12 protein-coding genes and 3 pseudogenes are annotated in these 19,418 nt (G+C 70.7%); 10 read left to right on the top strand and 5 right to left on the bottom strand.

The window, feature by feature from the left end; translation table 11 throughout:
• The first annotated feature begins 55 nt into the window (after window positions 1-55).
• From ACLJT4_RS36510 to ACLJT4_RS36490, 5 genes are all read left to right on the top strand, one after another.
• On the top strand, window positions 56-1,612 hold the full coding sequence (locus ACLJT4_RS36510) for a GMC family oxidoreductase (protein ID WP_411129161.1): 1,557 nt from the start codon (window positions 56-58) through the stop codon (window positions 1,610-1,612).
• On the top strand, window positions 1,612-2,835 hold the full coding sequence (locus ACLJT4_RS36505) for a hypothetical protein (RefSeq protein WP_411129159.1): 1,224 nt from the start codon (window positions 1,612-1,614) through the stop codon (window positions 2,833-2,835). The genes ACLJT4_RS36510 and ACLJT4_RS36505 overlap by 1 nt, the downstream gene beginning before the upstream one ends.
• An 81-nt stretch (window positions 2,836-2,916) precedes the next feature.
• Window positions 2,917-3,750: a phytanoyl-CoA dioxygenase family protein gene (locus ACLJT4_RS36500; protein WP_411129157.1), complete on the top strand. Its 834-nt coding sequence runs from the start codon at window positions 2,917-2,919 to the stop codon at window positions 3,748-3,750.
• A 13-nt stretch (window positions 3,751-3,763) separates the two neighbouring features.
• The gene (locus tag ACLJT4_RS36495; protein ID WP_411129155.1) at window positions 3,764-4,183 is read left to right on the top strand and encodes a RidA family protein; all 420 of its coding nucleotides are present in this window, start codon (window positions 3,764-3,766) and stop codon (window positions 4,181-4,183) included.
• Between the two features lie 396 nt (window positions 4,184-4,579).
• Window positions 4,580-11,602, top strand: a complete 7,023-nt coding sequence (locus ACLJT4_RS36490) for a LamG-like jellyroll fold domain-containing protein (RefSeq protein WP_411129153.1) — start codon at window positions 4,580-4,582, stop codon at window positions 11,600-11,602.
• Window positions 11,603-12,028: 426 nt separating this feature from the next.
• Here the strand turns inward: ACLJT4_RS36490 and ACLJT4_RS36485 are convergent.
• A pseudogene (locus tag ACLJT4_RS36485) lies at window positions 12,029-12,235 on the bottom strand (GNAT family N-acetyltransferase); the annotation flags it as partial.
• Between the two features lie 67 nt (window positions 12,236-12,302).
• On the opposite strand from ACLJT4_RS36485, the pseudogene ACLJT4_RS36480 reads away from it, so the two are divergent.
• Window positions 12,303-12,665, top strand: a pseudogene (locus ACLJT4_RS36480) (transcriptional regulator); the annotation flags it as partial.
• 168 nt (window positions 12,666-12,833) lie between these two features.
• Here ACLJT4_RS36480 and ACLJT4_RS36475 read toward each other — a convergent pair.
• Together ACLJT4_RS36475 and ACLJT4_RS36470 are read right to left on the bottom strand one after the other, a co-directional pair.
• Window positions 12,834-14,315 carry an NADH-ubiquinone oxidoreductase-F iron-sulfur binding region domain-containing protein gene (locus ACLJT4_RS36475; protein WP_411129152.1) on the bottom strand — a complete coding sequence of 494 codons (1,482 nt, stop codon included), beginning with the start codon at window positions 14,313-14,315 and terminating at the stop codon, window positions 12,834-12,836.
• Window positions 14,312-15,139 carry a hypothetical protein gene (locus ACLJT4_RS36470; protein WP_411129151.1) on the bottom strand — a complete coding sequence of 276 codons (828 nt, stop codon included), beginning with the start codon at window positions 15,137-15,139 and terminating at the stop codon, window positions 14,312-14,314. The genes ACLJT4_RS36475 and ACLJT4_RS36470 overlap by 4 nt, the downstream gene beginning before the upstream one ends.
• Window positions 15,140-15,480: 341 nt before the next feature.
• On the opposite strand from ACLJT4_RS36470, the gene ACLJT4_RS36465 reads away from it, so the two are divergent.
• Window positions 15,481-15,786, top strand: coding sequence for a hypothetical protein (locus ACLJT4_RS36465; RefSeq protein WP_411129149.1), 306 nt, complete (start codon window positions 15,481-15,483; stop codon window positions 15,784-15,786).
• Window positions 15,770-15,922, top strand: a pseudogene (locus ACLJT4_RS36460) (DUF6009 family protein); the annotation flags it as partial. The gene ACLJT4_RS36465 and the pseudogene ACLJT4_RS36460, both read left to right, overlap by 17 nt.
• A gap of 234 nt (window positions 15,923-16,156) precedes the next feature.
• Here ACLJT4_RS36460 and ACLJT4_RS36455 read toward each other — a convergent pair.
• Complete coding sequence (locus tag ACLJT4_RS36455) at window positions 16,157-16,837, bottom strand: helix-turn-helix domain-containing protein (protein ID WP_411129197.1); 681 nt, start codon at window positions 16,835-16,837, stop codon at window positions 16,157-16,159.
• A 132-nt stretch (window positions 16,838-16,969) separates the two neighbouring features.
• Between ACLJT4_RS36455 and ACLJT4_RS36450 the strand changes: the two genes are divergently transcribed.
• The gene (locus ACLJT4_RS36450) at window positions 16,970-17,173 is read left to right on the top strand and encodes a hypothetical protein (protein WP_411129147.1); all 204 of its coding nucleotides are present in this window, start codon (window positions 16,970-16,972) and stop codon (window positions 17,171-17,173) included.
• Window positions 17,174-17,503: 330 nt separating this feature from the next.
• Here the strand turns inward: ACLJT4_RS36450 and ACLJT4_RS36445 are convergent, their stop codons facing one another.
• On the bottom strand, window positions 17,504-17,902 hold the full coding sequence (locus ACLJT4_RS36445) for a nucleotidyltransferase domain-containing protein (protein WP_411129145.1): 399 nt from the start codon (window positions 17,900-17,902) through the stop codon (window positions 17,504-17,506).
• 628 nt (window positions 17,903-18,530) lie between these two features.
• On the opposite strand from ACLJT4_RS36445, the gene ACLJT4_RS36440 reads away from it, so the two are divergent.
• Window positions 18,531-18,899, top strand: a complete 369-nt coding sequence (locus ACLJT4_RS36440) for a hypothetical protein (protein ID WP_411129143.1) — start codon at window positions 18,531-18,533, stop codon at window positions 18,897-18,899.
• Window positions 18,900-19,418 lie beyond the last annotated feature (519 nt).

Below are 19,418 nucleotides of genomic sequence, written 5' to 3'. Positions count from 1 at the left end.
CTTCTCTCGCCACAACGTCGTTCGTCACCACGCATTCTTCGTTCACAGGGACGGGATGAGCATGTACGACTACGTCATCGTCGGCGCCGGATCCGCGGGCTGTGTCCTCGCGGCGCGACTGTCGGAGAACCCCGAGGTCCGGGTGGCCCTGGTCGAGGCCGGGGGCCCCGACACGGCTCAGGAGATCCACATCCCGGCCGCCTTCCCCCAGCTGTTCAAGTCCGGCCTCGACTGGGACCTGGACACCGACCCGGAGCCGGGCCTCGGCGGACGGCGGGCCTACCTGCCCCGGGGCAAGGTGGTCGGCGGCTCCAGCTCGATGAACGCGATGATCTACATCCGGGGCAGCCGCGCCGACTACGACGGCTGGGCCGCGGCAGGGGCCACGGGCTGGTCGTACGCCGAGGTGCTGCCGTACTTCAAGCGCGCCGAGGACAACGAGCGCGGCGAGGACAACTTCCACGGTGTGGGCGGGCCGCTGACGGTAAGCGAGGGAAGGTCTGGGCATCCGCTCTCCTCGCTCTTCGTGCAGGCCGCCCAGCAGGCCGGATACAAGACGAACGACGACTTCAACGGCGAGGACCAGTTCGGCGTCGGGCGCTACCATCTGACGCAGCGGGGCGGCCAGCGCTGCAGCGCGGCCGTCGCCTACCTGCACCCCGCCCGCGACCGTCCGAACCTCACCGTGCTGTGCTCGGTTCTTGCCCGCCGAGTGGTGATCGAGAACGGCCGGGCAACGGGCGTGGAGGTGGACCGCGGCGGTGCCGTCGAAGTGATCCGCGCCGAGCGAGAGGTGATCCTGTCGGCCGGTGCGTACGAATCCCCGAAGCTGCTGATGCTGTCCGGGATCGGCCCCGCCGCCGACCTGACTGCCTTCGGCATCGACGTCGTGCGGGACCTTCCGGTCGGCCAGGGCCTGCAGGACCACTACATGGCGATGCTGAACTTCCGCACCGACGCCGAGTCGCTGATCAGCGCGGCCACCGCGGAGAACACCGCGCTGCTGCAGAGCGAGGGGCGCGGCCCGCTGACGTCCAACATCGGCGAAGCCGGCGGATTCTTCCGGAGCCGTCCCGAACTGGACGCCCCCGACGTGCAGTTCCACGCCGCGCCCGTGCTCTTCCACCAGGAGGGGCTCGGCGCGGCCACCGAGCACGGCTTCTCCTTCGGCCCGCTCGTGCTCGCCCCGACGAGCCGCGGCGCGGTGACCCTGCGCTCCCCGCTCCCGCACGCCGCGCCCCGGATCGTGCACAACTACCTGGTGACGCCGGAGGACCAGGAGTGCATCGTCGCCGGGGTCCGGATCGCTCTGGACATAGCCGCGCAGCAGGCGGTGACCGACGTCGCCACGGGACCGTTCGAAGTGCCGGCCCCCGATTCCTCCGACGCCGACATCCTCGACTGGGCACGGAGAATCGGCCAGACGCTGTACCACCCGACGTCGACCTGCGCCATCGGCTCGGTCATCGACCCCGAACTGCGCGTGTACGACGTGGCGGACCTGCGGGTCGTCGACGCCTCCGTCTTCCCGACGGTGCCGCGCGGCAACACCAACGCGCCCACGATCATGGCCGCGGAGAAGGCGGCCGACCTCATCAAGGGAGTCGGGTGATGGCGACGTCGCAGCCGTCCACCGAGCAGGTGAGGGAACTCGGCCGGGCCGTTGACGACTTCGTCCGTGGCGAGACCGCCTGGGCCGGCTGCGACCGGGCGAAGCGGCGTGAGCTACTGCACCAGATCCACGCGGCCACCACCCAGCACGCGGCGGCATGGGTACATGCGGCCGTCGCGCACAAGAAGCTGCCGAAGGACAGCCCGCCGGTCGGCGAGGAATGGATCACCGGCCCGTACCCGGTGCAGACCTCCCTGGGCGCGCTCGCCGCAAGCGTCGAGGCCCTGGAGGAGAGCCGCAGTCCCGTCGACGGTTTCTCCTTCGGCCGGGCGCCGGGCGGGCGGGTCTCGGTCCGAGTCCTGCCGCACAGCATCTGGGACCAGCTGCTCCTGAACGGTTTCAGCGCCGAGTTGCGGATGCCACCGGGCGTCACGAAGGAGACGGTGCGGAGCCGCGCGGGCCTCGCGCTGCTCCGCCCGGCCGAGACCAAGGGCGTCGGCGTCGTGCTCGGCGCGGGGAACATCACCTCGACCCCGATCCTCGACGTCGTGTACGAGCTGCACGCGACCAACCGGGTGGTGGCCTACGACTGCGTGGCGAGCCTGGCCGTCGTCATCAGCTCCGCCTGGGCACAGAAGGACCGCCTCCCGGCCCATCTGCGCGCCGCCCTGTCCGACCCCGGCCCTGCGCTGGACGGCGCATACTTCGCCCCGGTCCTCGCCGTCCTCGAACTGCCCGGCTCGCCACATCAGTTCCTCGACGACGCGGTGCGCACGGCGAACGAGACGTTCACCGGCACACCGGGCGCGAACCTGATCGCGCATCCGCGCACCGTCGCCCCACTCGGCCCGGCACCCGACGACGCGATCGCCGCACTCCGCTACGGGACCGTGGCGTTGAACGCATGGCCCGGCGTTGGTTATCTGACCGCGACGGCCACCTGGGGCGCCTACCCGGGCCATACTCTCGACGACGTGCAGAGCGGCATCGGCGTCGGGCACAACGCGCTCCTCCTGGACGGGCCGGAACGCACGGTCGTGCGGGGGCCGTTCCGCCCCGCGTCCCGGGCGATCCTGCACGGCGAGCCGGTCATGCCTCCCAGGCCGCCATGGTTCGTCACCAACCGCACCGCGGACACCACGGGCCGGCTCCTCGCCGACTTCGCCGCGGCGCCCCGCCGGTCCGCCCTGCCGAGGGTCTTCGCCTCCGCACTACGTGGCTGACCGCACCCCTCCGGGGGTCCTCGGACCCTCCCCTGGGCCCCCTGCCGTTCACACAACTCCCGCTACAAGAAAGGACTACGGATGGACAAGTCAGTGCGGGAAGCGTTCCGGAACGACGGCGCCACCCTGATCAAGGGCTGTCTCGACGAAGCGCAGCTGGACAAGTGTCGCGAGGCGTTCGACTGGGCCGTGGCCAACCCGTCGCCACACGCGGCTCAGCTCTTCGACGGGACCGAGCAGCAGTCGCTCGTCGACAACGCCAACCCGCTCGCCAAGGACCGGCTGGACGATCTGGTGTCTTCGCTGCCCTTCGGCCGGCTGTTCGCCGAGCTGTGGGGCTCGAAGCACGTCTGGTACTTCGCCGAGGAAGTGTTTCTCAAGGCCGGAGGGAAGGGCGCCCGCAGCGCCTGGCACCAGGACACCGCCTACCTGCCGTGGGCCGGCCAGCACTGGGGAAACGCGTGGATCACGTTCCAGCCGCTCACCAAGCAGTACTCGCTGGAGGTCGTCCGCGGCTCCCATCAGGGTGCCCAGTACGACGGCACCACCTTCGCGAACCCCGACGACCCGACCGAGCCCCTCTTCGGTGACGGTTCCCTGCCCCGCCTGCCGGACGTAGAAGTCGAGCGCGCGCTCGACCCCGATGCCCACGACGTGGCCTCGTGGGCGACCGAGCCCGGCGATGTTGTCGTGATCCACCCCCGCTCGCTGCACAGTGGCCCCGCCGTCGACGCCGGCTGCCCGGACCGTCACACGCTGGTCCTCCGCTTCTTCGGCGACGACGCGGTGTTCCGTTCCCTGCCGGACGTCGAGGGGCACCCCTTCGCCCGCAACGGCGTCCTCTTCGTCGAGGAGATGGCGAAGCTGAACCCGGGCGACCCGTTCCGCTCGCCCCTCTTCCGCAAGCTCGTCTGAAAAGGACCCCGTCATGAGTACCCACGACACGAAGCGTCAACTGATCAACCCGCCCCCCACGCAGGCGATCTACGACACGCTGCACTTCTCGCAGGCGACACGTGTCGGCGACACGGTCTGGGTGTCGGGACAGGTCGGGATCGACACCGCCACCCTGACGCCCGCCGACGGAGTGGAGGCCCAGACCCGGCTCGCGTTCGAAGGCGTGAAGTCCGCCCTCCGGGGCGCGGGAGCAAGCCTGGCCGACATCGTCGACCTGTCGACCTTCCACACCGACCTCCGCGGGGACATGGAGGTGTTCAGCCAGGTGAAAGACGAATATCTCCCCAAGCTGTATCCGTCGTGGACCGCGGTCGGTGTGAGCCAGCTGGCGCTCCCCGAGTTGGTGGTGGAGATACAGGCTGTCGCCGTGGTCGGCAGCGGCGACGACTGACGGCGATGGTTTCCTGACCGTTGCGTGGCGGGGAGCTCCCGGCCGGCCGACCGCCTGGCCGGCCGGGAGCCTTCCGCTGCCGTGCGCCAAGTACGGCACTCATTCCATGGAATGAGCGGGGGCATGCGCAGCGGGTACCAAGTGATCACACCCGCCGTACGGGAGCCGGCTCCGTACTCGCCGAGCCCCGGGCCCGGCCCGGGCGCCACCACGCCGGCGCCCGAGGGCGTTCTACCAGGGTGAAACCGATCGGCCGCGGCAGCGGCGGTGTCTACGGGCATCGGGGCGGTTGGTTTCACGTCAGTCTTCTGAGGCCGCGGATATCGGGTGGATCTCTCGGGGAGGGTGCCGGGGCCCGAGGGCCGCCGGGGTCCTCGCGAGGAGGAAGTCCGATCCGTGACAGTTGAACGTCCGGCGAGCAGCCGCCTGAAGACCTACCGCGACCGCACGTATCTGCACACCACTCTCGTTCGGCATCAGGGCGTCACCATTGCCCTGGGGATGGATGATTCCCGCCGTATCCGCTACAGCGTGCTCGATCTCGACACCGCGCCGCCTGCTGCTCTGGCCGCGCCGCAGGGCGAGGATGGCCTTGGGGCCCGTGCCGAGCTGGATGTGTACCACTGGTCCGAGGACCCCGGGGAGCTGCTCTTCCCGCGGGAGTTAGCGCGCGCCGGTTACGCCGCTGTGGGCTCGGTGGCGCTGCCCCGGGTGCGCCAGGGCGGCCGCGCCGAGCCGGGGCCGGGCGAGGTGCTGCGGGACGAGGATGTCGACGGGTTCCTCTCCAGCACCGCCCGGCTGAGCGCCGCTGAACCTTTTCACGCGGTCTCCGACGGCAGGCACGTCTTCGTCTTCCGTCAGGCGGTCGGTGCCGGCCACGCGGACGCCCTGTTCCGCCTGACCGACGGCGGCGCCACGGGCGTACGCGACCACGCGGACCGCTTGGTGGATGCCGCGGGGCAGCCGAGGGCGATCGCTCTGGACGCCCTGTTGTGCGACCGGTTCGTGCTCGCCGACGGTGTGCTCAAGCCGGCCCTGGAGGTCCGTTACCGGCGCAGCCGTCACCGGGACCGGCCCGAATCGGTCAAGGACAGCCTGGGCACCACCGACATGGACGGGAACCCGTTCTACGAGCCGACCCTGGTGTTGGGTTTCGCGGGCCGGATCGAGGGGGGCCGGTTCACCGCGCTGCTGTTGCCCACGACTGCGGCCGGTATCAGCCGATGGCAGTTCTTCGTGCACAACGCCACGGCCGAGCGGATCGAGGCGGTCAATGTCGAGCAGGGCGAAGACGGCCTGTTCAACACCCAGGGCACCCGCTTCTACACCAGCCCCGACCCCGCCTACCGTGACGCGGTGCTCGAACGCACCCCCGGGACATGCCCGTTCACCAAGAAGCCGCTGGTCCCGGTGGAGCCGGACACCCGCTTCGCCGAATCGGCACTCACCCTCTCCCAGGGCGCGTACGCCGACGTCGCCACCGGCGCGGAGGTACTGAAACTGGGCGCCGGCCCGTACACGCTTGAGGCGTGGCTGAAGCCCGCCGAGCAGGCCGGGACAGTCCTGTCCACGGGCGGCGGCGAGGGTGAGAACGCCGTTGGGGTGCGGCTCTCGCTCGACGAGAACGGCGCCCTGGTCCTGGCCCACGGCCCGGATGCCTCGGTTACTTCCTCGGATGTCACCGTGCCTGTCGGCACCTACAGTCATGTCGCTGTCGTGTACGACGGCGAGAAGGCCGCCTTCCTCGTGAACCGGGCGCCCGCGGGCGGCGGGGAACTGGCCGCCGTGCCCGGCGCCGGGCCCCGCCTGCTGCTGGGCGCGGCCATCAGCGCGGACGGAGCCGCCGAGGGCTTCTTGACCGGTGAGCTGGACGAGGTCCGGATCTGGGACCGGGCGCGGCGCGCCGAGCGCATCGTCGAGACCTCGGACCAGCGGCTGGTCGGCGACGAGCCGGGCCTGGCGGCGTACTACCGCTTCGACGAGGGCACCGGCACCACCGCCTACGACCAGGGCCCGCACGTCCTGCACGCCACCTTGCACGGCACCGCCGCCTGGACGGCCTCCCAGGCCCCCCTCGCCGACCACCCGGGCATCCGCCGTGACGCCTTCCGCACTCCTGGCCGCACGGTATCCGGCGGTCTGTCGGCGGCCCTCCATCACCAGCAGGAGGACGGTGCCGCAGGCCACAGCGGCGAGCCGCGCCCGCTCAAGCGGCAGGCCCGGGTCCTGCTGACTTGGACCGCGAGCGCGGGCGAGGACGCAGACGGTGCAGGCTCCGGTGGTGACCTGGTCGGCCGCGTCGCCGCGCTCGACCTTGCTGTTGCCCGCGACGGGCGCCTGGCCCAGCTGCCGGATGTGGTCGACCTGCCCGTGGTCGGGGCGAGGGCGCAGGAAGTCGACCCGGCCAGGCAGATTCAACTCACTGCGGAGATCAAGCAGCTGGACACGGAGATCCCGCGAGGCAAGAGCGAACTAGCCCTTGCCAAGAAGAATTTGGACCAGAACGGTAAGGCTATTCAGTCCACCGGAAGCTCGGCAGGCTACATTCTCGGTGCTGTTAGGGGTGCGGACCGTTGGGTATGGAATAGGGCCGATCCTGACGTACCGTCTGGTGAATATTTCGTCTTCGTCGACAGCGCGGACTTCTACCGGTACGGCACGCCGCCGCCGCATCTCGCGACCGGCGGTGATCAGGGCGACCAGTTGGTGCTTCTCACCGGTGCGCCGGACCCAACGGACCCGGCGCACCGGTGGATTCTGGTGCCCGATGGGGAGGGGAGTGCGCGCCTGCGTAACGTCAAGTCGGGCCTGCTCCTCGTACAGAGCGGCCAGGACATCGTCGTTGCCCAGGGTACGTCCGATAACACACCGGTCACCATGTGGAAAACTGGTGGGCTCCGTGCGGGCGGATCGAAAATCCGTTTGACCGGCGGAAAGTTGGTACCCACGACGTCCAAAGCCACGAGTGACAAGCGTCGCGCCTTGCCTGAACTCGTGCCCGCCGCGCCGTCGACCGACGAGGGCTGCGAGCAAATGAAGAAGGTCACTGAGGCGTTCCAGCTGTACGAGCTGCTCACCACCGCCAGCAAGACGCCGAATTTCCTACAGACCCTCACCCAGCAGCTGACTGATCTGTGCAATGAGCGTGAGGCCAAGCAGGAGGAACTGGGCCGTGTCACCGGTGGTACCAAGGGCTGCAGTGACAAGGCGCTGCCCATGGTGTATCTCGGTACGGACCGTCTGGGGCTGGGCTGGTCCGGCGCCCTGCTGGACTTCGCCCATGTCAAGGGTGCCCCGTTCATCAACAGCAGTGGCACCGGGCAGCTCGGTCTGTATTTCCGCGATGCGGAGGACCGGTTCACCGGCCTGTTCTACGACACCGCGGTGGGTCGTTCCGGCAAGCGCCTGGCCGCGACAGAGGACACGGTCGTCCATCTCACCGCCCGGGATGCGGGTTTGGATCTCGTGGACGTCGAGGTGAAGGTCACCGCGGATACGGCCGGGCCGTTCGACGGTCGCTGCACGCTCACCCTGGCCACCACGGCGGGCGAGACGGAGACCTGGCGGCTGCTGCCGCGGCGTGCCGACGCGTTCGCCGACGCGCTCAACGGGCTGCGCACCGCCCCGGCCCCGGTCGGCACCGTGGCCCCGGACGCTGCGGCCGAGGACGGCTCGCTCACGCTGGCTCCGCCCGGCGCCCGCCGTGCGCTGGCGGCAGGGGATCTGCTCGATGTCGGCGGCACGGTGTACGCGCTGTCCGAGGCCGTCGAGAAGGGGGCCACCGGGCTGCAGTTGGTGAATCCGGCGGGCGAGGGCTCCACGGCCGAGGCGCTTGCGTGTTTGGAGGGTGCGGTCGTGCGCCGGGTGGCCTACGACCCGTCGCTGGTCACCCACAGTCGCCCCGGCTCTACCGCAGCCTACGGTTCCCGTCTGGTGACTGCGGCACTGATCGGCGTCACCGGGTCGGTCACTGACGGCACCGCGGCCGATGAGGGGGAGGCGCGCCCGCCGCGCTGGTGGGGTGATCTGCCCGGCCGGGCCCTGTCGTTCGGCAAGGACACCCAGCCGCCCTCGCTGGCCGCCAAGCTGCTGCCCGCCGCCCGGCACAGCGACGATCTCACCCTGGAGGCATGGGTGCGGCCAGAGCCCGGCGGGGCCACGGCGCGGATCGTGCACGCTTCTTGTGATGCGGACTCGCAGTACACCCTCGCCCTGGGCGAGCCGACCGAGAGCGGCGGGCGCCTGCTGGTCGCGGGTGTCGGGGAGCGGTTCGCCGCGAGCCAGGACGCCGTCGCCGACGACCGCTGGACGCATGTGGCCGCCGCCTTCGAGCAGTCCTGGGCGCTGCGCTTCGCCGGTGCCGGCTATGCCGAGGTCGCGCACGCCGACGACCTCAACATCGCCCGCGATATGACCCTGGAGGTCTTCTTCCAGGCCGATGCGCTGGGCTCGGTGCAGGGCCTGGTGGGCAAGGGCCGCACCGGTGATGACCAGGGCAAGCGCGTCCCTTACCAGCTCGCGGTGGACAAGGACGGGCGCCTGCGGTTCACCTACGACAACGGCGATGCCGGCGAGAAGCAGGTGCACTCCACCGACAAGGTCACCGCCGGGGAATTCCACCGCGTCGCCGTGGTGCGCAAGCTGGGTGACTCCCGCGAGGAGCAGTACGCCGACAAGGACATCACGGTCGGCGGCACGACGAGCCCGATCAAGGTTATTTCGTCCATCGTGGTACGCCGGTGGTCCGAGTTCACCTTCTACATCGACGGGAAGGCGGCCGGGCAGGCCATCGTCGAGGGGGCGCCCGAGCTGGGGCACCCGGGCCCGCTGGAGATCGGCCGCGTGCGGCGCGGTGCCCTCACGGAGCCTTTCAGCGGCGTGATCAGTGAGGTGCGGATCTGGAACACCGCGCGCCAGGCCGACGACATCGGTGACAACCTGGCCATCACCGGCCCGGGCACGGGCACCCGTCCGCAGGGACTGGTCGCCCACTGGCGGTTCGAGGAGAACGAGGGGAACACCACCCGCGAGGAGTCCGGCAGCCACCCGGCCCGCCTGCACGGCGTCACCTGGGTCAAGAACCCCGACCCGCACGGCAGCACCTTCCGCCTCTACCTGGACGGGCTGCCCACCCTGGCCACCGCGCTGGCCGCCGCCGACGCGCCCGCCCAGGGTGCCTACGGCAGCACGCAGTTCACCCTGGGCGCACGCACCGACAAGGAGGGCACCGCCGAGCCGTATCTCGGCGTCCTGGAAGAGGTGCGGGTGTGGCGCACGGCCCGCACCGAGGAGCAGATCCTCGACAACCTCTTCGGCCGCCTGACCGGTGACACCGCGGAGCTGGTGGCCTACTACCCCTTTGACGACGCCTCGACCGAGCCCGAGGCGACCAGGCTGGCCGACCACGGGCCCCGCGGCCTGCGCCTGGCGCTGCCCTCGCAGGCTGACGCGCGGCCGCAGCCGGTGGCATCCACCGCCCCGATCTCCTCCGACATCCCCGAGGTCCGCCCGGTGTTCGCCACCGGCCAGCCCCGCTATGTGCAGCAGGTCTCGACCACCCCGGCGGTCGGGGAGTACGCGGACCTGCAGCGGCTGCCCGACGGCTCCACACGCGGCGTCCTCAAGCGCGTCCACGCCTACGTCCAAGACGGCTCCTGGCAGCTGGTCACCGGCTTCAAGCTGGGCAACCTGGCATCCGAGTGGGTCGGGCAGGTGCAGTTCGACCCGCAGCTCATCGGCTACGTCGAGGGCGCCCCGCCGGTGCCCTCGGAGAACCTGGTCGCCACCCGCCGCCCCAGCTCGCTCAGTTACCTCAACACCACCTCGGTGGAGTTCCAGCAGGCCGACCAGGTCATCCAGTCCCTGTCCTCCAGCACCGAGCGCAGCGTGGACAGCGCGCTGAGCATCCAGGCGTACAACGAGTACGACACCGACACCCTGCTGATCGCCGCCCCCCTGGGCTTCGGCTTCGCCAAACCGGCCGTCGAGGGCGGTATCGAGCTGCGCGGGAGCACGAGCCTGGAATGGTCCAACGGCTGGGGCGACCAGACCGAGGTCACCGAAGGCACCGACACCACCCGCTCCACCCTCGTCGGCCTCAGCGGCGGCTGGGAGTCACCCGACAAGCAGGTGGACGCCGCCGGCGGGCGCCGCTTCCTGCCCTCCAACACCGGCTACGCACTCGTCCAGTCCGAGACCGCCGACGTCTACGCGCTGCGCCTGGCCCACACCGGCGCCGTCGTCGCCTACCGGATGCTGCCCAACCCCGACATCCCCCGCGACTGGAACCTGATCCCCTTCCCCATCAACCCCCGCTACACCAAGCAGGGCACCCTCGACGGCACGATCGGCTTCACCAAGACTGGCAAGCTCCTCGACGAGAGCTATCCGAACGCCTCCGACGGCGGCGAGTACAGCTACTTCAAACCGCGCGAGGCATACGCCCTCAAGCGCCGCATCACCGAGGACCAGCAACGCCGCCAGGCGTACTACGAGGGCATCTCCACCGACACCCACGCCGCCGACCCGACCTCCGAGCGGGCCCGCGCACTGCTCAGCAGCTTCATGGGCCCGGTGCCGGGCCCCGGTGACAAGCCCGGCGGGCGCAAGGAGCCCGAGGCGTTCGCCCGCCGCGACATCGTCAACACCTACGCCTGGTCCGCCGACGGCGGCTTCTTCGCGGAAACCACCCAGAGCACGGACGTCGTCACCGAGACCACCACCGGCTCCTACCGCTTCAACGGCATGGCCTCCGCCGGCCTGACCACCGGATTCACCGTCTTCGGCATCGGCATCGGCCTCCAACTGGACGCCTCCCTCGGCGGAAGCATCACCCGCACCCGGGCCCGCGGCAAGGAAGCCACCCGCTCCTTCAACCTCAACGTCCATGTCGACACCCCCGGCGACATGCAGAAATACAACAACGACTCCGAGCCGGAATACAACAAGGACGGCTCGGCGAAAGAGGTCGACGGCCGGGTCGACGCCTACCGGTTCATGACCTTCTACCTCGACTCCGACAAAGCCAACTTCGAGGACTTCTACGGCAAGGTCGTCGACCAGCAGTGGCTGAGCGGCCCGGACGCCAACGCCACCGCGCTGCGCCAGGCCCGACAAAGCGAGCAGACCCCGCCGTGCTGGCGCGTCCTGCACCGCGTCACCTTCGTCAGCCGCAAGCTGCCCAAGACGCTCCCCGACGACGCACCCCAGCTCGCCCTGGAGAAGGACATGCGCTCGGTCGACCTCTCCAGCAACTACGAACTGGTACGCCGCCTGGAACCGTACGTCGACCCCGCCGCCCAGGACCTCGGCGAGCTGTCCCGGCAGGTACGCGACGCACTCGACCTCCACCTGCCCGAACTGACCCCCCACACCGAACAGATCACCCAATTCATGGCCGACTACTACGGCATCGCCTGACCCCACACCGGATCGGTGCTGCCGTGGGGGCGGGCCCCCCCCCCCCCCCCCCCCCCCCCCCCCCCCCCCCCCCCCCCCCCCGCCCCGCCCCCCCCGCCGCCCCCCCCCCCCCCCCCCACGGCAGCACCGCCTCCCACACCCCGTCCAGGCAATACCCGTGACAGTCCCCACCGAGAGAGGATTCACCCGTCGCAGACCACCGCTCCGCACTCCAGGAGCCGGGGACGCGCAGCCGCGGGGCCCTCGCCCTCGCCGACCTCACCGGTGGCGGCCAGAACGGCGACGCCGGAGCCAGGGGCCACGGCAGGGACGGCAGCCGCGTCCGGCACCGCTCCCGTCCCGCTGCGGCCGGGGCGCCGTAGGCGAAGCCGACGGGCTCGCCGACCTGACGATCGGCGGGCCCACAACGCGGCTTCGTCCCCGAGTTCAAGGGGACGGCGCGACCGGGGACCGCAAGCCGAGCCACTGCTCGGCGTCCCAGGCTTGGAACCGCTCTACCTCGGTGAACCCCAGCTTTGCCGCGAGGCGCATCGAGCCGACGTTGGCGGTCTGGGTGGTGAGCACCACCGGCTCGCCAGGAAGGACGGCGTCGAACCAATCGAGTGCCGCCGCGCACGCCTCGGCGGCATACCCGACCCGAGCCGCCCATGCTCCTGCATCGCGGAAGGCAACCAGCACGCCACAAGGACAGGCTGCCACCGACTGGGAGCAGGCCGCCGACATCGCCGTCGCCATCCTGCGCACCGAAGCCGGCCGCAACCCCCACGACAAGGACCTGCACGATCTCATCGGCGAACTGTCCACTCGTAGCGACGACTTCCGTACCCGTTGGGGAGCCCACAATGTCCGCCACCACGGTACCGGCACCAAACGCTTCCATCACCGCGCCGTAGGCGACCGCACCCTCGCCTACGAGGGCCTGGAAATGGCCGCCGAACCCGGCCTCACCCTCACCAGTTACACCGCCGAACCCGCCTCACTCTCCGAAGAGGGACTGCGCCTGCTTCCTACCTGGGCCGCCACGCAGGACGTCGGAGCTCCCGCGGCGCGGGCCGCCGACTGACCGGCCCCGGACGAGCTGCATTCCGCTGGCGGGTCTCGGCGAACAACGTTATGGCTCAGGTCTGCTGTGGACGGCGCCATGCGTGCGTCCCAGGAGACGATGACGAGACACCCGTGTTCCTGCCCCGCGCGGCAGGTCCGCGCAGAACTGCCCGCCTTCAAGGGGGAGTCACCCGCGATGCTGGAGACGCACCGCCAGCGCCGGGCACTGGTTGACGGCGCGGCGGGCGCTGTGCTCCTGCCAGGGGGCGACGGGGAGGGTGGCGGACGTGGGATAGCCGTGCGGGCCGAGGCGAATGAGGTCGGGGGCCAGCACGGCGCACAGGCCGTGGCCGGTGCAGCGGGACCAGTCCACCTCCAGCCGGGCGCCCTTCGCACGGGGGAGGGGCAGCACTCCGCGTACGGGGCGGCCGCAGCCGGGACCGGACAAGTGGGCGTCGACGTCCTCGGAGAAGACGTCCAGCGCGGAGAGCAGGAAGCGGGCCGTGCCGTCCGGGTGCGAGCAGGCGCCACCGGCCTGGGCCACGCCGAGCGCGCCCCGGGCGTCCTCCAGTACCGCGGGCCCGGCAGCGCCGGTGGCCAGCATGGCCAGGGCCTCGGCGGCTTCGGGCAGGCCGCGTTTGCACGGTCCGCACTGACCGGTGGACTCGGTCGCCAGCCAGGCCGCGACCTGGGCCGTCTCGCCGACCGGGCAGGTGTCGTCGGGGAGCGCGACGACCGCGCCCGCGCCGAGGGTCCCACCGAGGGCCACGAGCCCGGCGCGGGAGAGCGGTGCGTCGACGGCGTCCCACGGCCGCAGCCAGGCACCGTGATAGCCGCCCACCAGCACGCCGGCGCCCGGCTGGAGCCCACAGGCGTCCAGTACCGGGCCCAGCCGGGTCCCGGTCGGTACTTCGACCACCAGCGCATCCGCGCCTGGCCGGTTGACGGTGAGCAGGATCGTGCCGGGTTCGGCGGCGGTGCCGACCGAGGCGTAGGCGTCGGGGCCGAGTCGGGCCGCCAGGGCGAGCTGGGCCCAGGTCTCGGCGTTGGAGAGCAGCGTCGGACGGCGACGGACCCCGCCGGCTGCGCCTTTGGCCGCGCGGGCCTTCAGCGGCGCCGGTGCCACCGGCAGACCGTTGATGCCGCGGATCAGGGCCCCGGATTCGCCGGCGACGAAGCGTTCGGGCAGGCATACGGTCCGGGCCGGGCAGGGAAGTTCGCGCTCGGCGAGGGCAGCCGGCACCGAGATCTCTCCGGGGCTGTCCGCGCCGACGCCGACCACGATCTCCTCGGCGCCGAACGCGTCCGCCGCCAGGCAAGCGCCGTCCAGGACCAGGTGCGGCACGCGGGCCAACAGCATCTTGTCCTTGGCGCTGGCCGGTTCGCCCTCCGCGCCGTTCACCACGATGACCGGCGCCGTACCGGTGCGGTCGGCGGTGGCGAGCGTGGCCCGGGCCTTGCGCGCGAACGGGAAGCCGGCGCCGCCGCGGCCGGACAGGGCAAGGGCTTCGGCCAACGCGAGCAGTTCGTCCCGATCCGACGGTGGGAGGGGCGGGTGAGTGCGGGTGTGGGCGGCGAGGTCCAGGCGCTGGCGGTGGTCCAGGCCGGCGGTCAGCCGGGCGGTCCCCAGCCAGCGAACCTCGGGCAGTTCGAGCGGGACGTTCTTCATTCGCCGCTCCCGGGCCGGGCCAGGCGGAGCGGCCGGGGCCCTGGTCTCATGGCGTGTTTGGGTTGCCGCGGCGCGCCGGCGCCCGGCTCGGGCTGCCGGGCCGGCGTCGTCGGTCCGGCGGACCTGGCGATCCGGTGGGCGCCGGTGGTGGGCCGAGCGGAGTGCGCTGACAGGGCAGCCAAGGCATCCGGGCGGACGGCAGCAGGCCGATATGCCTTGGCGCTGCGCCGGCTCCGGGGCCGGTGGCGGCCCAGGTGAGAAAGGCTGCGGACCAGCAGGGCGAGCGCCACCAGCGCCGCGCACAGGCCGTAGCCCCAGAAGACCCACGCGTGTGCCTTGCGTCCCGCCGCCAGTCCGTGCGCCAGGGAGACCGGCCAGCAGACGTACGCCATCGAGTGCAGCACCCGCCACAACCAGGGGCGGCGGCCGGCGAACCGGCCGCGGAGCACGCCGGTGGCCGTGATCAGGACGAGCAGGTCGGCGGCGATCGTACCCAGGCTCACCGTGAGGGCGGTACCGCCGGCAAAGGGGACCACCGCGGTCTGTGGAGCGGCGTGCTCTTCGACGACCTTGACCGCGATGTGGGTGGCCAGGAATCCGAGCGCCGCGACGGCGCTCGCCCGGTGCACGGACTGCACGGCCACCCGCAGTCTGGGAGTCAGCACCAGTCGGTCGGTGGCGGCGAGCCCGCAGACCACCACGGCGGTCAGCGAGAGCAGGGTGAAGACGCCGGCGAAGTGGTCCAGGAAGGCCATCACCCGACCGAGCGGTGCGACCGGTGCCGCGCCGGATCCAGGCCGGGCGAGCAGGGTGAAGCTAGACATAGGACACCTTCTTCGTGCGCTCGGGTCGCGCAGCCGGGCGTGGCCGAACCGGATCGGGATTCTGTATGCCCACGTCGGGGAGGGCACCGCTGGGGGAGTGGTACCGGCGGCACTGCACGGCAGGGCACATCGTTAGCTCGAACCCGGCTCAGCGCCAACCACTACTGGTACGGCCCACGACCGTAGTGATCCCCGGCAACGACGCCGCTTCCTCGGACGCACGGCAACTGTGGACTACGCCCGTGCTTAGTAGATGTCGACCGCGCCGTGACCAAGCTCACCCGTGCAGCCATGGGCAGGGCCAAGATCCTTGGCCGAGCGATCACCCGCCCGGCTTCCTCATGACCAAGCAGTTCGACGCCAACTCCATCGACCTCGCCGAACTCCACGGCCACCGCGTCATCGTCTGCCCCGAGCTCAAAGCCGGCGACCGCCTCGACGAATCCGGCCGTCAAACCCCACACCGTGGGCGACATGTCGAAGCCCGCCGCATGCGACAGGACTCCTCCTCCTTCGTCCCCACTCACAAGCTCTTCCTCCTGGGCAACCGCCGCCCCGAAGCCGGCACCGGCGGCTTCGCCTTCTGGCGCCGCATCCGCCTGGTCGCTTCGGCCGCGTCTCCAGCCGCCGCCCCCCTACCACCGTGACGGCCGCCTCGTCGGCTACGCCACCCTCGGCACCACTGCCAAAGCCTCCCGCGCCTCCGGCGCCTTCCTGCGCCGCGCCTTCTGGCCCGCCCCCCACGACCGCGACCAACAACCCGACGGCCTCTACGCCGGTGGAACCGCCGTGCCGACCGGATCCTCGCTGCAGGCCACGACCGACTCCACACGGCCACCGGCGGACTCGCAGCTGCTGCCGATGAGACGGCCTGGCCACCAGCCGGCTGCCGCCGACCAACGCCGCGCCCTGGTCGACCCCCAGGCTCAGGGCCCGGGCGAGGCCCGGGGGCGGCGTTGGCCGGCGGCGCCTGGACCCCGCACGTGGTCCTGGCCGCCGACCCCGACGACGCCACCGCTACGGTCTGCCAGTACCCCGGCGTCGTCCTGCGGGAGGCCGCGGAGTGGGTCGGTTTCTGTGGCGAACTCCCAGAAGGTCAGGGAGGTCCCGCGGGCCTCGACCGGTTCGCGGGGCATGAAGGGGGCTGGAGCCGACGACAGGGGCGCCGATGCCGGCGAGCCAGCCCGCGACGGCCAGTTCCCGCCGTTGCTTCTCCACGAGTTGGGCGGGGGCCCACAGAGAGGACGGGGACACGGACGACGACGGGATCCGGCGCGAGGTGCACCAGGACGCTGAAAGCGTCGTGGAGGACGCAGGGCCGCGCCGCGCGCAGGCCGAGCGAGCAGCCCACTTGGACGGCCGACTCCCCGTGCAGGCTGTCGTGTTCCCGGGGCGACCCGCGCCGAATGGCGTCAGGTGCCTGCGGACCGGACCCGTTGGTTCTCGGAGAAGGGTGGTGCGCATGTGCTGCCGCAGGTTGGTGCCGCTGCCCAGGCCGGCCCTGGCGGCGATGTCGTCAACAGGCAGTTCGGTCGACTCCAGGAGGTGGCGTACGTGTGCCAAGCGGGCCGCGGCGAGCCATTCGGCCGGGGAGAGCCCGGTCTCCTGCCGAAAGCGCCTGGTGAAGGTCCGTACGCTCATGTGGCAGTGGGCCGCGAGGTCCTTGAGGGACAGTCGCCGGGCCAGGTGTTCCGCCATCAGCGTCCGCGCCCCGGCCGTCGAGGTGCCCGCGTCCTCCCGCACCGGGTGCTCGATGTACTGTGCCTGCCCTCCGTCCCTCATGGGTGCGACGACGTTGTACCGCGCCACCCGGTTCGCCACGGAACTGCCGTGGTCCTCCCGGACCAGGTGCAGGCACAGGTCGATGGCGGCCGCGACTACGCCGCACGCCTGTCCGCCGCCGGCGTCACCACCGAACTCGTCCAAGTCCCCGGCGCCGTCCACGGCTTCGACATCCTCTTCCCCCAGGCCCGCATCAGCGAACACCACCTCACCGACCAGATACGCACCCTGCGCGAGGCCCTTCACCCCTGAACGGGCGTCCCTGCTGGCCTTCGGCCGAGAGGCGTACAAGCAGCGCAACACCGTCGAGCGGTGCATCAACCGCTTGACAGGTGGTGCGGCATCGCCACCCGCTACGGGAAGACCTCGCCCCTCTCCCCGGGCGGACTCCACGTCGCGGGCGTCTTCCTCCGGTCCGCACGCCGATCCAAACGAAACCGCCCAGGTCCTGCCTGCCGGCGGCGGAAGGATCGCCGGCGCCGGGGATGGGGGAGTGGCGGTCCGGGTGGTCGTGGCCTCATCTAGCAGGTGGCGAGAAGGTCGGAGAGGATTCCTGCTGGGTCGTGGAGCGAGCGGGCGCCGTCAGTCACGACGTGGTGTGTTCCAGGGGCGACGGGATCTGTCGTGGCCCAAGGTCGGAGGGCCGACGCCTACCTCAACTCCCAGGCCAGAGGCTGTGGAGTAGCGTCGCTCTATGATTGCTCCCCACGACTGAGCGCGGATCAGTTCGCCCAGCCCGAGATCCTTGGCCCAGACAGTGTCGTGGAGATATCGGGGCTCGTCCGTGGTGAGCAGGACGACGTCGATGTCGGAGTCGGGCCGCGGAGCATTGCGCGCGCATGATCCGACCAGCAACAGACCGACGATGTCTTCGCGTCCCCTCGCCCACCGGGTGAGGCGAGCGACGACCTCGTCGATTTCGGCGGTCCGCTCCGGCGACAGCGCGGCACGAGAGCGCGCCGCCTGATCATCACGAACCACTGTCACCCCTTGCCGTGGTTGGCGCCTGACTTACCACCAGGCTACGGCGCTTCAGGACCTTGGGGGCGTGAACTCAGCTCTGGGGAACTCGGTCGCGTGGCTGACCCGCGCCCGCCGTCGGCTATCGGGCCAGTCCGCGGCACAGGGCGACGTTGTCTGGGGGTACCCGGCCCTCTGCTGCCCGGCCCCGCCGTCGTGAACACTGGCTTCGGGGCACTTGCGCGGCTAACCCCTGGTTGTGGGGCTGGTGGCACGGTCGTTACCGGCACGACGGCCGTGGGTTCAGCGTGACTGAGGGACTTTCACCGGGAACCCACGGCGTCTTCGGCAGGCGGGCTTGAAAGTCCGGTGGGTTCGTCGCCGCTGAATGCGCGACATCCCGTGAGTTCCCCTGAGCCCTGCTTGACCGTTGTCCCCGTGGCCAGCGTGTTCGGCCGCCTTGGGGTGTTCTTCGATCCGGTGACGGAGCTTCAGGATTCTCGAAGAGTTCTCACTTCGTCCGATCGATCTGCGATCGGGATGAAGGCGAGACGTCAGCCGCAACCGGAGACTGTGATGTTGCTGCGGCAGCCTCGTTGAGTACCGTGGTGGTTGCTTGAACCGATATGCATATCGAGAGGTCGACGCCATGCCCGCCGCCAGGTTCTTCTTCGACGCGGGATCGGGCGCAGTCCTGTGGGCGGCCCCGGAGGACCGGGAGGTGTGGGGGTATCCGGTTGATCTGGACCGACTACCGATCAGTCACGACCTCCGCGACGGCCTGAGCAGGCTGGTAGCTCGCTACGATACGTCGTTGAACTGGGATTACCCCCCGGACCCGGGACCGTGGCGTGAAGCGGAGTGCCACAACTTCAACGAGGCGGTACGCCAAGCGCTCGGTCGCCTGCGCACCGAACTCGGCCCGGCATGGCAGATTCACGACGAGTTCTACGCACTCCACGAAGACCCGGACCTCGACCGCTACCTGGCCGACCCAGCCGGATTTGTTCGCACCTAACCTCGCCGGACGCACTCATCACGACTGCGTCGCCGGCGGCGTACGCCAACGACTGGACTCCGCTCGTCGCCGACTTCAGCCCGCTCGGTGTCTACTTGGTGCTGGCCGCCGAGACCGGCCCAGCGAGTTGACCACGAACCCACGGGTTCATCCCGCAGAATCAGGTCAATCCGCCCCGGGTTCATGCCGAAGAACCTTCAGTTTCCGCGAACTCGCGGGCTTCTCGGCCCTGTACTCGTATAGCTACCGCGAACGGACATGTAGCGCTGGGTGAGGCTCGGGGCTGAATCCGGCGCGAGGCCAGTGGTACAGCGGTTGGCGGCAGCAGTGGTCTCGCTTCGCCGTCAGCTCTCCTCCAGAGGCCGCTGGCGTCGAACAACGAGTAGCGGCCACGGCGCACGGTGATATTGGCGGGATTGAGGTCGACCACATCCGCTTGGGGGTATGGGGCGCACGGTGCCGTCCTTCGGCGGATGCGGCATCGCCAAGACCTCGGTCTGGCGGCCGGCCCGGTAGGAC

It is taken from the genome of Streptomyces sp. x-19 (genome assembly GCF_046549115.1).
GTDB classification, from domain to species: Bacteria; Actinomycetota; Actinomycetes; order Streptomycetales; family Streptomycetaceae; genus Streptomyces; species Streptomyces albulus_C.
The sequence above is the reverse complement of the archived record's forward strand: the minus strand, read 5'-3'. Positions and strand labels throughout refer to the sequence as shown.